General features: G+C 68.5%; 10 protein-coding genes. 1 reads left to right on the top strand and 9 read right to left on the bottom strand.

What is annotated here, in order from left to right; translation table 11 throughout:
* The first annotated feature begins 32 nt into the window (after window positions 1-32).
* On the top strand, window positions 33-854 hold the full coding sequence (locus L632_RS0107835; RefSeq protein WP_028713007.1) for a FadR/GntR family transcriptional regulator: 822 nt from the start codon (window positions 33-35) through the stop codon (window positions 852-854).
* A gap of 58 nt (window positions 855-912) precedes the next feature.
* Here L632_RS0107835 and L632_RS0107830 read toward each other — a convergent pair whose 3' ends face one another.
* The 9 genes from L632_RS0107830 to L632_RS0107790 form a co-directional block, all read right to left on the bottom strand.
* A complete protein-coding gene (locus tag L632_RS0107830) occupies window positions 913-1,878 on the bottom strand; it encodes a tripartite tricarboxylate transporter substrate binding protein (RefSeq protein ID WP_028713008.1) in 966 nt (321 codons plus the stop codon).
* Window positions 1,879-1,900: 22 nt separating this feature from the next.
* Window positions 1,901-3,409, bottom strand: a complete 1,509-nt coding sequence (locus tag L632_RS0107825) for a tripartite tricarboxylate transporter permease (protein WP_028716596.1) — start codon at window positions 3,407-3,409, stop codon at window positions 1,901-1,903.
* Window positions 3,410-3,421: 12 nt separating this feature from the next.
* The gene (locus L632_RS0107820; protein ID WP_028713010.1) at window positions 3,422-3,886 is read right to left on the bottom strand and encodes a tripartite tricarboxylate transporter TctB family protein; all 465 of its coding nucleotides are present in this window, start codon (window positions 3,884-3,886) and stop codon (window positions 3,422-3,424) included.
* 63 nt (window positions 3,887-3,949) lie between these two features.
* Window positions 3,950-4,924 (bottom strand): tripartite tricarboxylate transporter substrate-binding protein, encoded by a 975-nt coding sequence (locus L632_RS0107815; RefSeq protein ID WP_028713011.1) that lies wholly within the window; start codon window positions 4,922-4,924, stop codon window positions 3,950-3,952.
* A 196-nt stretch (window positions 4,925-5,120) separates the two neighbouring features.
* Window positions 5,121-6,467 carry a sigma-54 dependent transcriptional regulator gene (locus L632_RS0107810; protein WP_028716595.1) on the bottom strand — a complete coding sequence of 449 codons (1,347 nt, stop codon included), beginning with the start codon at window positions 6,465-6,467 and terminating at the stop codon, window positions 5,121-5,123.
* A complete protein-coding gene (locus L632_RS0107805; RefSeq protein ID WP_156933632.1) occupies window positions 6,464-8,323 on the bottom strand; it encodes an ATP-binding protein in 1,860 nt (619 codons plus the stop codon). Before L632_RS0107805 ends, L632_RS0107810 begins: the two co-directional genes overlap by 4 nt.
* A 91-nt stretch (window positions 8,324-8,414) precedes the next feature.
* Window positions 8,415-9,737 carry a cytosine permease gene (locus L632_RS0107800; protein ID WP_028716593.1) on the bottom strand — a complete coding sequence of 441 codons (1,323 nt, stop codon included), beginning with the start codon at window positions 9,735-9,737 and terminating at the stop codon, window positions 8,415-8,417.
* An 86-nt stretch (window positions 9,738-9,823) separates the two neighbouring features.
* The gene (locus tag L632_RS22205) at window positions 9,824-11,947 is read right to left on the bottom strand and encodes a hydantoinase/oxoprolinase family protein (protein WP_028713015.1); all 2,124 of its coding nucleotides are present in this window, start codon (window positions 11,945-11,947) and stop codon (window positions 9,824-9,826) included.
* Window positions 11,948-12,041: 94 nt separating this feature from the next.
* Window positions 12,042-13,790 carry a hydantoinase B/oxoprolinase family protein gene (locus L632_RS0107790; RefSeq protein ID WP_028716592.1) on the bottom strand — a complete coding sequence of 583 codons (1,749 nt, stop codon included), beginning with the start codon at window positions 13,788-13,790 and terminating at the stop codon, window positions 12,042-12,044.
* Window positions 13,791-13,944: the final 154 nt, after the last annotated feature.

Below are 13,944 nucleotides of genomic sequence, written 5' to 3'. Positions count from 1 at the left end.
ATGGCGCAAGTCCGACAACCGCATGAGCGCCCATGACCGACGCTTCCGTGAAATCCCAACGCGCCGCCGAGGCCGTGGCCCAGCATATCGAATCGCTGATCCTCGAAGGGTCGCTGCGTCCCGAGGAGCGGCTCTTGCCCGAGCGCGAGCTGGCCGAGCGGCTGAACGTCTCGCGCTCGACCCTGCGCGACGGGCTGAAGATCCTGGAGGAACGCGGGCTTCTGACCAGCGCCGGCGGGCGTGGCACCAAGGTGGCACAGCTTGGCGCGGTGGCGATCGCCGATCCGCTGATCGCCATGCTGGCCCGCCATGCCGAGACCGCCGACGATTACCTTGAGTTCCGCGGCATCGTCGAAAGCGCCGCCGCGGCACTGGCGGCAGGGCGCGCCACCGAGGTGGAGCTGGCGCGCATCCGCGACTGCCTCGACCGCATGGACCACGCCCATGCCCGCGCCGATGCCGAGGAAGAGGCCGAGGCGGATGCCGAGCTGCATCTGCTGATCTACGAGGCCAGCCACAACCTGACGCTGCTCCAGATCATGCAGGCGCTGGCGGGGGTGCTGCGTTCGGACGTGATGCAGAACCGCAGCCGGCTGTTCGCGGTGCCGGCCATCCGCGAGCTGCTGCGCCGGCAGCACCGCGCCATTGCCGAAGCCATCATCGCCCGGGATGCCGGCGCGGCGCGGCGGGCAGCCGAGGAGCATATCGGCTATCTGCGCCAGGCCAGCCGCGAGATCCGCGAGGCCGAGGCGCGGCTGGACCTGTCGCTGCGCCGGCTGAACGGCGGCGGCGCCGGCACGCGGGCGGCCGGCGCGGCGGGCGTACGGAAATCCGCACCCGCAGCGGGCAGCTAGGCCGCGCGAAAAAGGCCGGGTCGCGGCCCGGCCTTTTGATCCCCTTTTCGATGGTCCGTCAGTCCAGGGTTACATTGGCATCGCGCACCACCGGCTCCCATTTCGCCATCTCGGCCGTGACGTGCTCGGCCAGTTCCTCGGGCGTCGAGGCGACGATGGTGGCGGAAAACTCCTTCATCCGCTCGGCCACGGCCGGGTCGGCCATGGCGGCCAGCGCGGCCTTGTTCAGCGCCTCGATGGCCTCGGGCGGCGTGCCGGCAGGGGCGAAAAGCGCGTTCCAGGTATAGGTCTCGTATCCCGGCAGGGTCTCGGCAATGGCCGGGATGTCGGGGAAGCTGGGCGCGCGTTCCGCCGTGGTCACGCCAAGCGCCCGCAGCTTGCCGCTGGCGATATGGCCGGAGGCCGAGGGCAGGTTGTCGAAGATGATCGGCACCTGGTTGCCCAGCACGTCGGTCAGCGCCGGACCCGAGCCCTTGTAGGGGATATGCGTCAGCTCGATCCCGGCCATGGCCTTGAACAGTTCGCCCGACAGGTGCAGCGGCGTGCCGTTGCCGGACGAGGCATAGGCCAGCGGCTCGGTCTTGGACAGGTCGATCAGCTCCTGCACGGTATTGACCGGCAGTTCGGGGTTCACCGCCAGCACGTTCGGCACCAGCACCAGCAGCGAGACCGGCGCGAAGTCCGCGACCGGGTCATAGGGTTTCTGCTTCAGGATCAGCGGGTTCAGCGCATGGGTGGCGACCGTCGCCATCAGGATCGTATAGCCGTCCGGGTCGGCCTTGGCGACCTGGGCGGCGCCCAGGCTGCCGCCGGCGCCGCCGACGTTCTGCACGATGACCTGCTGGCCCAGTTCCTGGCTCATGCGGTCGGCGACGATGCGGCCGACCACGTCGGTCGAGCCGCCGGCGGCGAAGGGGATCACCAGGGTGATCGGCCGCTCGGGGTATTCGGCGGCGGCGGCACCTGCGAGGCCAAGCGCCATGGCGGCGCCCAGCAGCAGGCGGCGGGTGATGGATGCGGTCATGGTTTCCTCTCTGTTGAATGTCTTACGCATCGCTTTCGGTAAAGACCTCGTCCCGGCGCTTGCGGATCTGCGGCAGGAAGACCAGCACCAGCACGACCAGCGACAGGCCAAGCAGGGTGGCGCTGATCGGACGGGTCAGGAAGGTCATGGGATCGCCCCGCGACAGGATCATCGCCCGGCGCAGGTTCTCTTCCAGCAGCGGGCCCAGGACGAAGCCCAGCAGCAGGGGCGCCGGCTCGCAGCGCAGCTTGGACATGACATAGCCCAGAAGCCCGAAGAAGGCGACGGCATAGAGGTCATAGGTGTTCGAGGCCACCGAATAGACCCCGATCGAGCACATTGCCATGATGATCGGGAACAGCACATAATAAGGCACGGTCAGCAGCCTGACCCACAGCCCGATCAGCGGCAGGTTCAGGATCACCAGCATCAGGTTGCCGATCCACATGCTGGCGATGATCCCCCAGAACAGCGCCGGCTGTTCGCTGACCACGTTCGGCCCCGGCACGATGCCCTGGATGATCATGGCGCCGATCATCAGCGCCATGACCGGGTTCGCCGGAATGCCCAGCGTCAGCAGCGGGATGAACGAGGTCTGCGCCCCGGCATTGTTGGCGCTTTCCGGGCCGGCGACGCCGGCCAGCGCGCCCTTGCCGAACTCCTTGGGGCGGGCCGAGACCTTCTTCTCGATCGTGTATGAGGCGAAGCTGGCCAGGATCGCGCCGCCGCCCGGCAGGATGCCCAGGACCGAGCCGACACCGGTGCCGCGCAGGACCGGGCCGATCATCTGCCTGAACTCCTCGCGGGTGGGGAACAGGCGGCTGATGTTCTTGGTCATCACCTCGCGGTCATGCTCGTCCTCGAGGTTGCGCAGGATCTCGGCGATGCCGAAGACGCCCACCGCGACGGCGACAAAGTTCAGCCCGTCGGCATATTGCGTGATGCCCAGGGTGAAGCGCGGCGCGCCGGTATAGATGTCGGTGCCGACGATGCCCAGAAGCAGACCCAGCACCACCATGGCCAGCGCCTTCAGGACCGAGCCATGCGCCAGCGCCACCGACATGACCAGGCCCATGACCATCAGGCTGAAATACTCGGCCGCGCCGAATTTCAGCGCCACCGCGGTCAGCGGCGGGGCGAAGATCGCGACCAGGAAGGTCGCGACGGTCCCGGCAAAGAACGACCCCAGCGCCGCCGTGGCCAGCGCCGTGCCGGCGCGGCCCTTGCGCGCCATCTGGTAGCCGTCGATGGCGGTCACGGCGGACGAGCTTTCGCCCGGCATGTTGATCAGGATCGCCGTGGTCGAGCCGCCGTATTGCGCGCCGTAATAGATCCCCGCCAGCATGATGAGCGAGCTGACCGGCTCAAGCTGGAAGGTGATCGGCAAAAGCATGGCGATGGTCGCCGTGGCGCCGATGCCCGGCAGCACCCCGATCAGCGTGCCCAGCAGCACGCCGATCAGGCAGAAGGCCAGGTTCGCCAGCGACGAGGCGACCGAGAAGCCGAGCGCGAGATTGCTGAGAAGATCCATGCCGCCCCCTTTCTAGAACTGGACCCAGGGGCCGAAGCGCCGGAACGGCAGGCCGAGCCCGTAGCTGAAGATCAGCGTGGACAGGAGTGTCACCGCCACCGCCAGGATCAGCGCCGCCAGCGGCCGCATCCGCACCGAGGCCTGCGAGGCGATCAGCGTGGTCAGGAACAGCGCCGGCACGAAGCCCAGGCCGCGCACGGTCAGGCCGAAGAAGATCGGCGCCGGCAGGATGAACAGGATGCCGCGCCAGGCGACCTTGCCGAAGGGCTCGTCATCCTCGCGGCCGAAGGCGCGCAGAAAGACGATCAGCCCCAAGAGGAACAGGATCCCCGACAGCACCATCGGGAAATAGCCGGGTCCCATGCGCAGCGATGTGCCGATCTCCAGCCCCGTCGTCTGCCAGCCGAAGAACCCCGCCGCCGCCATCAAGAGCAGCCCGGCGGCGATATCGGTCCCGTCCTTGGGTTTCGTGGACATGTGTTTCCCCCCTGCTTGCAGCAGGCCCCGCCGCGCATCGCGGGCGGCGGGGCGCGCGCCGGTTCAGTCGGCGTAGACGCCCGCGGCCTCGATCACCGGCTTCCAGCGGGCGATCTCGGCCTCAAGCTTGGCCTGAAGCGCCGCGGGCGTCGCATCCTCGGCCGGCGAGGGCGACGTGCCCAGGTCGGCCATGGCCTTCACGACCCCCTCGTCGGCCAGCGCCGATTGCAGCGATTGCGACAGCCGCTCGTTCACCTCGGCCGGCGTCCCCTTGGGGGTATAGATGCCGTGCCAGATCGAGACGTCGAAGCCTTCAAGCCCGCTTTCCATCGCCGTGGGCAGGTCCGGGAACAGCTCCAGCCGCTCGGGCGTGGTCACGGCATAGGCCTTGATCGTGCCGCCCTTGATCTGCTGCGTGGTGTTGGTGGTCTGGTCGCACATGATGTCGGTCTGCCCGCCCAGCAGGTCGGTCATCGCCGGGCCGGTGCCCTTGTAGGGGACCGTCACCAGCGGCGCCTCCAGCGCCGACATCAGCATCATGCCGCACAGATGCGAGGCCGAGCCGATGCCGGCATTGGCCAGCGTCAGGTTGTCGGCATTGTCTTTGACGTAAGAGATGAAGGCGGTGAAGTCGTCCGGCTCGAAATCCTTGCGGGCGACGACGACCATCGGCACCTCGGTGACAAGGCCGACATAGTCGAAGGCGTTCAGCGTGTCATAGGCCAGGTTGCGGTAAAGCGTGGCCGAGGTCGCCATGCCGATATGGTGCAGCAGCACCGTATAGCCGTCCGGATCGGCCTTGGCGACGTTGCCGGCGCCCAGCGTGCCGCCGGCGCCGCCGATATTCTCGACGATGATCTGCTGGCCCAGGTCGGCCGACATGCGCTCGGCCACCATGCGCGCCACCGTATCGGTCGGCCCGCCGGCGGCGAAAGGCACCACCATGGTGATCTGGCGCTGCGGCCAGTCCTGCGCAAAGGCCGGCGCGATCAGCATCGTCGTGGCGCAAAGCGCGCCGAGAAGCTTTGGATAAGCCATATCCCCTCCCAAGAATTCTGACTTCGGCCGACGTCCTCCTCGACGCGGCCACTGGACAAAAGGTGCGATCGCTTGCGCCTCTGGCACAAATCAAAAACGAACCGCACCTCGCGATAATCGCACGGATGGGTCAAAAATGGGTGGAAAAGGTAACATGGCGCGCGAATGATGGGTAGATTTCCACCCATATGCCCGTTCAACCGGCATCGTCCTCGGCGGTGTCCAGGATCAGGCGGCGGTCCAGCCCGTATTTCTGCATCTTCTCGTAGAGCGTCTTGCGCGAGATGCCCAGCGTCTCGTAGACCGGGCGCAGCTTGCCGCCATGGGCGGCGATGGTGCCGGCGATCAGGCTGCGCTCGAACTCGGCCACCCGGTCGGACAGGCGCGCGCCCTGCGCGGGACCGATCTCGGCCCCTTCCAGCCCCAGCACGAAACGCTCGGCCAGGTTGCGCAGCTCGCGCACATTGCCCGGCCATTCCTTGGCGGCAAGGCCCGACAGGAAGGCGGCGGGCGCCTCGCGCTCGGGGATGTTGTGGCGCGCGGCCGCCTCGCGCAGCAATTGCAGGAACAGCAGCGGAATGTCCTCGCGCCGGGCCGAAAGCGGCGGGACATGCAGCACCGCGACGTTCAGCCGCCAGAACAGGTCCTCGCGGAAACGGCCCTGCGCGACCAGCTCCTCCAGATCGACCTTGCTGACGGCGACGAAGCGCACGTCAAGGGCCACCGGGTCGTTCGAGCCGAGCCGGGTGATCGTCCGCTCCTGCAGCACCCGCAGCAGCTTGGCCTGCAGATCCGGCGGCATCGAGCCGATCTCGTCCAGCAGCACGGTGCCGCCGCGCGCATGTTCGAACTTGCCGTATCGCGGCCGCAGCGCGCCGGGAAAGGCGCCCGGCTCATGGCCGAACAGCTCGGATTCGATCAGCGCCTCGGGCAGGGCGGCGCAGTTGATGGCGATGAAGGGCCGGCCGGCGCGGGCCGAGATGTCGTGCAGCGTGCGCGCCACCACCTCTTTCCCGGCGCCGGTCGGGCCGATGATCAGCGTATCGGCATCCGAGGCGCCGATGGCACGCAGCCGATAGCGCAGGTCGACCATGACCTGGGTGCGGCCCGGCAGCCGCGCCTCGACATCGTCGCGCTTGCCGGCGACGGCGCGCAGCCGGCGGTTTTCCAGCACCAGCCCGCGGTGGTCGATGGCGCGGCGGATCACCGTGGCCAGTTCCTGCACGACGAAGGGCTTTTCGATGAAGTCATAGGCGCCGCCGCGGATCGCCTCGACCGCCAGCGGCACCTCGGCATGGCCGGTGACCAGGATCACCGGGATCTCGGGATCGACCTCGTGCAGCCGGCCCAGAAGCGTCATCCCGTCCATGCCCGGCATGCGGATGTCGCTGACCACCGCGCCGGCAAAGCCCGAACCGGCCAGCGCCAGCGCCTCCTCGCCCGAGGCCAGCGCCTCGACGGTGAAGCCCGCCAGTTCCAGCGCCTGCGCGGTCGAGCTGCGCATCTGCTCGTCATCCTCGACCAGAAGCACGCGCGGGGTCATGCGGCGGCCTCGGCGGCGCCGGCGGCGGGCAGGATCACGCGGAACTCGACGCCGGGGTCCATGTTGCGGCAGGCGATCTCGCCGCCGAAATCGCGCACGATATTGGCGGTGATCGACAGGCCGAGCCCCAGCCCCGCCCCCATGCCCTTGGTGGTATAGAACGGGTCGAAGATGCGCGCGGCGATGGCATCGGGCACGCCCGGCCCGCGGTCGCGCACCCGGATGGCGATGCGCCCGCCCTCGGCCCGCGCCGAAAGCGTGATGCGGCGATCCGCGCCGCCCTCGACCGCGTCGGCGGCATTGGTGATCAGGTTCACCAGCACCTGCTGCAAGCGCGTCGGCCCCGCCCGCAGCGGCGGCAGGTCGGCGGGCACGTCCAGTTCGAGCGTCGCGCCGCTGCTGGCCAGCCGGGCGGCGGCGATGGTGCGCGTCTCCTCCAGCAGCCCGGCCAGCGCCACCGCGCCCAGCACATCGTCGGGCTTTCTTGCCGCGTGCCGCAGATGCTTGCCGATGGCGGCCATCCGGTCCACCAGCAGCAGGATCTGGGCGATGTTCTCGCGCGCGCGGGCGTGTTCGCCGCGCTCGATCAGGATTGCCGCGCTGTCGGCATAGTTGCGCGCCGCCGCCAGCGGCTGGTTGATCTCATGCGAGAGCGAGGCGGACATCTGTCCCAGCGCCGCCAGCTTGCCGACCTGCACCAGGCTGGCCTGCGCGGCCCGCAGCTCGGCCTCGGTGGCGCGGCGCTCGGCGATTTCCTGTTCCAGCTGATCGTTCACCCGCGCCAGATCGGCGGTGCGCTCGACCACGCGGCGCTCCAGCTCGGCGGTGGCGAATTGCTGCATGGCCAGCCGCTCGGCCGCCTGCGCGCGACGCTGGCGCCACATCATCAGCCCGAAGCCCGCGACCGACAAGAGCAGCGCGAGGCTCAGCACCGCCAGCCGCGCCTCGGCCCGCAGCTCGGCGCTGTCCAGCAGCACATGCACGGTCCAGCCCGCGCCCGGCATCTCTTCCGAGGCGACGATATAATCGTGGCCGCCCCCGGCCTCGTCGCCAAGCGCCGGCGGCAGGCGAAAGACCGGCACGCCGTGCAGCTCCAGCCGCTGCATCGGAAACTCGGCCAGCGGCGTGCCGGCATAGCGGCGCGAGGATTCGGTCCGCGCCAGCCGTTCCGGCGTCAGCGGCCGGATGCTGTGGTAAAGCCAGCTCGGTTCCGAGGACAGGAAAGCCGCGCCCTCGGGGTCGGTCACCAGCACGCGATACTGGTTGCCGCGCCAGGAGGCCTCGATCCGGTCCACGCCGATCTTGACCGCGACGACGGCGGTGATGCGGCCCGCATCGTCCTGCACCGGGGCCGAGAAGAAATAACCCCGCACTCCCGAAGTGGTGCCGATGCCGTAGAACCGCCCCTGCCGGCCCGCCATGGCGTCGATGACATAGGGCCGATAGCTGAAATTCTGCCCGACAAAGCTGGAGGGACCAAGATAGCCGGAATGGGCGATGGTCTCGCCGTCCGGCAGGATCAGGTAGATGTCCGAGGCCTGCACCGCCTCGTTCTGCTCGGCCAGCCACTGGTTGGTTTCCTGCCGCAGGGCGGCGTTGCCGGGATCGGCGGCAAGCTGGTGGATCAGGTCCAGATCGCCGACCAGCTGCGGCACCACCTCGTAGCGCGCCAGATCGGCGTTGAGCGCGTTCACCGTCAGCCGCAGCGCGGTGGCAGCGCGGGCATGGCCCTCGCGGAAATAATGCTGATAGGCGAGTTGCGCGCCCAGCCACAGGACGGCCGCCACGCAGGCCAGACCGGCAGCCAGCCGCCAGCGATCCATCCCCGGCCGGTGCGCCGCCGGCTCTATCCGCATCTGGCCCCCCGCATCCCGCTGCCCCTTGCGCCATCCTCTGGTGCGGAATCTGACAGCAAGGCCGGCTGCGCGCAACCGGCCCGTGCCCCCGTCAGGACAGCGCCCGGCGCGCCGCCACCCGGCCGGCCAGCGCGCCATAGGCGGCGCCCGCGACCAGGAAGGTCGCCGGTGCGGAAAGCGAGGCCGCGGTGCCGCCGGCGAAATGCAGCGCCAGCCCCGCGCCCGAGGCCAGCAGCCAGGCCCCCAGCCCCGCCGGATTGACCGCCCGCGCCTGCGCCGGATCGGCGTCGCCCGCGCCGCGATCCGTCGCGATATGGACCAGCGCGATGCCGACCCAGGCCACGACGAAGATGCCCTGATAGGCCAGCGCCTGCAGGATATAGGCAAAGACATCGGCCAGCATCAGCGCATAGGCGATGGCGCCGACCACGCAGGCCCAGACCCATTTCGGCAGGTGCAGGCGGAAGGCGGTCTCGGCAAAGCTCTCCATGTTCACCGCGGCGAGGTAATAGTTCGCGGTGTTGATCCGGGTCTGCGAGATCCAGACGAAGGCGAGGCCCGCCACGCCCATCAGCTGCACCAGCGCGAAGACGACCGAGACCTCGGAGACCCCGCCCTCGGTCGGCAAGCTGGCAGCCAGAAAGATGCCGACAAGGCCGTTGAGCAGGAAGGCCACGGCATAGAAGGGCGCGCCGAAGTTGATAATGGCGTGGAAGCGCGCATCCTCGGGCCGGCCGAAGCGGGCATAGTCATAGGTGAACATCATCAGGATCCAGACGCCCATATAGGCGGTGAAGCAGTCCCACCAGCCGCCGGCGGGCGTGCCGCCCTCGGGGCCAAGGTTCAGCCAGGCGTCCGAATAGCCGTATTCCGCCACCGCCAGCACCACCGCGGCAACCAGCCCCAGCAGGTAGAAGGGCAGCAGCACGCCGTTGAACTTATCCAGCCAGTTCTGGATCGAGCCGAAGATCAGCGCCACCGAATAGACCGCCACCACCAGCGCCGCCAGCGGATAGGAGATGCCGGCATATTCCCGCAGGGCGACGGCGATGACCGAGCCCTCGAACACCGCGTAATAGATGGCGGTGGCAAAGAAGATCAGCGTCGCCACCGCCGCCCCGCTGCGGCCCAGAAGGAGGCGCGAGAACAGCGAGACGCTGAGCCCGGTGCGGATCGCGTGCCGCACCAGCACCGCGTTCACCGCCGCATAGGCAAGGACCGACAGCACCAGCCCGATGATGGCGTTCCTTGTGCCATAGGCCAGCGCCAGCGAGGCGGCGATGACCAGGTAGAACATGGCCGAGCAGACCGACCACCAGGCCATGGTCAGCGGCAGCCGGCCCATGCGCCGGTCGCGCGGCACCGGCCGGTCCGAGAATTCCAGGTCTTCCGAATTGTCCAAAGATCCAGCCATGGCTGAAGCTCCCTGTTTGGTTCTTGTGATTGGTTGGGATGGGCGGGGCCTCGCGCGGCCCCGCCGCGGCCTTAGTCAGGCCTTGGTCAGGCCTCGGTCAATGCCGCGGCCCTTTCGGGCGCAGCGCCGGCGGCGCTGGCCACGGTCACGACATAGACGCCGTTGCCGTCCAGTTCTGCGACCCAGCCCGGCTCGATGACGATGGTGGTCGTCACCTCCTGGATGACCGCCGGGCCGGTGACGACGTCGCCCGCGCCCAGCTTCGCGCCGTCATAGACCGGGGTCTCATGCTTGCGGCCCGAGGCGTCGAAGATCATCTCGCGCGTGCCGGACAGCGCCGCATGGGCGCCTGCGCCCTGCGCGATGCGCATCCGCGCCGGCCGCTCGACCGCGCCCGAAATGGCGCTTTCCACGTTCACCACCTCGACCGGGCTGTGCGGCTCGGCATAGGTGTAAAGCTCCTCGTGGCGGGCGTGGAAGGCGGCCTTGAGGCGTTCCAGCGCCGCCTCGTCGATCGGGAAGGGATCGACGCTGACCGTGCATTCATGCACCTGCCCGACATAGCGCATGTCCAGGCTGCGGCGGATGCCGATCCGGTCGGGCGCGAAATCGTCGGCCAGCAGGTCGGCGCGGCCCTTCTCCTCCAGCCGGGCGAAGGTCTCGTCCAGCCGCCTGGCCGCCTCGGCCCCTTCCAGCCGCGCGGCGATGGGGGCCATGTAGTTGTATTTCACGTCCGAGATGATCTGCCCGAAGGCGCAAAGCCCCGAGGCGAGCTTGGAGACCAGCACCTTGCCGATGCCCATCTCGCGCGCCAGCGCCGTGATATGCGCGCCCGTGGCGCCGCCGGCGCAGTTCAGCACGAAGTCGCGCGGATCGTAGCCCCGCTCGACTGAAACCCTGCGGATCGCATTCACCATGTTGTTGTTGACGATGGTGAACATGCCGTAGGCCGCGGTCTCGACGCTGATGCCCAGGGGCTCGGCCAGGTGCTTGCGGATCGCCTCGCGCGCCTTCTCGACGCTGAGCGGCAGGCGGCCGCCGACCAGGCCCTCGGGATTCAGGTAGCCCAGCACCAGGTTCGCGTCGGTCGTGGTCGGCCTTTCGCCGCCCTTGCCATAGCAGGCCGGACCGGGTTCCGAGCCCGCCGATTGCGGCCCCATCTGCATCAGCCCCATCGAGTCGATCCAGCCGATCGATCCGCCGCCCGCGCCCAGGGTTTCCACCTGAATCATCGGGATACCAATGCGATAGCGCAGAAAGTCGATGTTCTTTGACACATTGGCCTGCCCGTCGCGGGTCAGGGTGATGTCGAAGCTGGTCCCGCCCATGTCCACGGTGATGATGTCCGAAAGCCCGTAGGGTTCGCCCAGATAGAGCGCCGCGCGCGGCGCCGAGGCGGGGCCGGAATTGATCGCATAGACCGACTGGTCCGAGACCACCGACCCCAGCGCCAGCCCGCCGTTCGACTGGAAATAGCGCACCGGCTGACGCGCGCCGAGGCCTTGGAAATAGCCGTCCACCGCCTGCACGTAGCGCGACAGGATCGGCGCCAGATAGGCGTTCACGATGGCGGTCGAGGTGCGGGTATATTCGCGCACCTGCGGATAGAGCTGGCTGCCGACGGTCAGGCGCGCCTCGGGCATCATCTCGCGCACGATCTCGGCGGCGCGGAGTTCGTGATCGGGGTGCAGCACCGACCAGACGAAGCTGATGGCCACCGATTCGACGCCCTCGCGCAGGAAATGCCGGCAGGCCTCGCGCACTTCGTCCTCGTTCAGCGGCGTGTGGACGGCGCCGGTCGAGATCACCCGTTCGCTGATCCCGCGCCGCAGGTAGCGCGGCACCAGCATGGTCGCGGGCGGATAGTCCGGGTCGTAGCGATAGCCGTCCTCCTTGTGGCCGAGGCGGATCTCGATGCTGTCCTCGTGGCCCTTGGTGGCGATCAGCCCGGTCCTGGCGCCGCTATGGGTAATCAGCGCATTGAGCCCGACCGTGGTGCCGTTGATGCACAGGTCGGCGTTCGAGACGAGGTCGCGCGGGCCGATGCCCGTCTCCTCCTCGATCACGGCCAGGCCGTTCCTGATGGCCAGGGTCGGGTCCTGCGGGGTGGAAAGCGCCTTGAAGATGCGCAAGCCCCCCTCGCGGTCGGCGAGGATGAAATCGGTGAAGGTGCCGCCGGCGTCGATGCCAAGGCGATATTGGTGTTTCATGGCGGGTTCCATCTTTGGCTGCGGTTCGCGGGTCCGGCGCCGGGGGCTTCGCGCCCCCGGACCCCCGCGGGGTATTTGGAAAACAGAGAAGGGCTTATGCGGCGCGCAGGGCGGCGGTGGCGGCGTGATCGACGGCGAGGGTCGCGGCATCGGCGATGACGACGCCATAGTCGAGCCGCGCGCCCTCGAGGCTGACAAGGCCGTTTCGGACATCCTCGACCACCTTTTCGACCGGGCGGGCATAGGGGTCGCCGTAGCCGCCGCCGCCGGGATTGCGGTTCGCGGCGCGCTCGCCGGGCTGGATGGTCTCAATGACGTTTTCGGTGATGACCTGCGTCTCGCCGCCCCGCGTCACTTCCAGCCGGCCGACCTTGGGCGGGATCAGGGTCGAGCGGGCGCCGGCCGCGCCCATGGCCGGGATGCGGCGGCCCTCGCCGAAGGTGACGAGCGTCATCGGGCTGTCCAGCGGCTCGACCTCCCAGCAGGTGCCCGAGCCGCCGCGGAACTGGCCGGCGCCGCCCGAATCCTGCATCAGGGAATAGCGGTGGATGATGATCGGATAGCTGTGCTCCAGCATCTCGATATCGCCCGAGGTCAGCGCGCCGAAGCAGCATTCCGGCCCGCAGGCATGCCAGCCGTCCTGGCTGGCCGTGGCCCCCGCCCCCGAGATGATCGAGGCCAGCACCATGGTCACATATTCCTCGTCATGGCGCTTGTCCCAGCCGGCGATGTTGCAGCCATTGGCATGGCCCCAGCTGGCCGAGACCTTGGCCGGCGCCGCCTGTTCGAAGGCCAGCCGTACCGCGTCGGTCAGCGTCTCCATCGGCGTGGTGGTGCAGTTCATGTGCGGCGCGGGCGATTTCGCGTTGCAGAGCGTGCCCTTGGGGCCCATGTCGGTGGTCACGCAGCGATAGAGCCCCTCGTTATAGGGCGGCGGCAATTGCGCGAACATCATCAGGCCCAGATAGACGCCGGAATGGCTGTTGCCTTCGTAGCTGTTGATGAAATAGGGCACCTGCGGCGGCGAGCTGATGGCGATGTGGCAGCCGTCGCCCCGGATCGTCACCGTGGCGGTGATGTCCATGTCGCCGAAGCCGTGGCCAGCATCCTCGAGCACCGCCGTTCCGGTATAGGTGCCGTCCGGGACCTGCGCGATGAGCTTGCGCATATGCGCCTCGGCCATGTCCAGCAGTTCGGCGATGCAGTCCTGCACCACCTGCTTGCCGTATTTGTCCATCAGGCGGACCAGGTTGCGGGCGCCGACCTGGCAGGCGCCGATCAGGGCGTTGAAGTCGCCCTCTTGATCGCGGCGCGCGCGCATGTTGGTCAGCAGCAGGTTCATCACGTCGTGGCGCGGCTTGCCGCGGTCCCAGAGCTTGACCGGCGGGATGCGCAGCCCCTCGGCATAGATCTCGGTCGCGTTGGGGTTGTAGCCGGCGGGGACCGGGCCGCCGACATCGGTCAGGTGGCCCTTGCAGACGGTCCAGAACACCAGCTCGCCCTGGTAGAAGACCGGGTAATACATGCAGGTATCGATGATATGGCTGCCGCCATAGGCCGGGTCGTTGTGCAGGATCAGGTCGCCCTCGTGGATGTCGCCCTGAAAGAAGCTCGCGACCGATTTCATCGCCGGGATCAGGCTGCCGAGGTGGATGGGGATGTCCTGGCCCTGCAGGATCATCTCGGGCGTGTGATTGAAGAGCGCGGTCGAATAATCATGCGCGAGGTTGAAGACCGAGCTGCGGGCGGTCTGTTCCAGCGTCAGCGTCATCTCGCGCTGCGTGGTCTCGAGCACGCCGCGCACCACCGAAAGCGTGATGGGGTCGGGTTTGGGTCTGGTCATGGCTCTTTCCCTGTCTGGGCCGCATGGGCGCGCGCAGCAGGGCAGCCGGGAATCGGCTGGTCATGGTCTTCTCCCTGCGGCGTGCCGCCTGGCGCGGCATCTTTTCGGTCGGACCATGGTGCGGCGGCAGCGGCGCCCGGTCTTGGCGCTGGGT

This window comes from Paracoccus sp. J39, from assembly GCF_000518925.1.
In the GTDB taxonomy this organism is placed as follows: Bacteria; Pseudomonadota; Alphaproteobacteria; order Rhodobacterales; family Rhodobacteraceae; genus Paracoccus.
Note: the sequence above shows the minus strand (reverse complement) of the source record. Positions and strands in the feature narration are given on the sequence as shown.

Coding starts and splice junctions, on each gene's coding strand:
- L632_RS0107835 (WP_028713007.1), top strand. CDS start 33: ATGACCGACGCTTCCGTGAAATCCCAACGCGCCGCCGAGGCCGTGGCC.
- L632_RS0107830 (WP_028713008.1), bottom strand. CDS start 1,878: ATGACCGCATCCATCACCCGCCGCCTGCTGCTGGGCGCCGCCATGGCG.
- L632_RS0107825 (WP_028716596.1), bottom strand. CDS start 3,409: ATGGATCTTCTCAGCAATCTCGCGCTCGGCTTCTCGGTCGCCTCGTCG.
- L632_RS0107820 (WP_028713010.1), bottom strand. CDS start 3,886: ATGTCCACGAAACCCAAGGACGGGACCGATATCGCCGCCGGGCTGCTC.
- L632_RS0107815 (WP_028713011.1), bottom strand. CDS start 4,924: ATGGCTTATCCAAAGCTTCTCGGCGCGCTTTGCGCCACGACGATGCTG.
- L632_RS0107810 (WP_028716595.1), bottom strand. CDS start 6,467: ATGACCCCGCGCGTGCTTCTGGTCGAGGATGACGAGCAGATGCGCAGC.
- L632_RS0107805 (WP_156933632.1), bottom strand. CDS start 8,323: ATGCGGATAGAGCCGGCGGCGCACCGGCCGGGGATGGATCGCTGGCGG.
- L632_RS0107800 (WP_028716593.1), bottom strand. CDS start 9,737: ATGGCTGGATCTTTGGACAATTCGGAAGACCTGGAATTCTCGGACCGG.
- L632_RS22205 (WP_028713015.1), bottom strand. CDS start 11,947: ATGAAACACCAATATCGCCTTGGCATCGACGCCGGCGGCACCTTCACC.
- L632_RS0107790 (WP_028716592.1), bottom strand. CDS start 13,790: ATGACCAGACCCAAACCCGACCCCATCACGCTTTCGGTGGTGCGCGGC.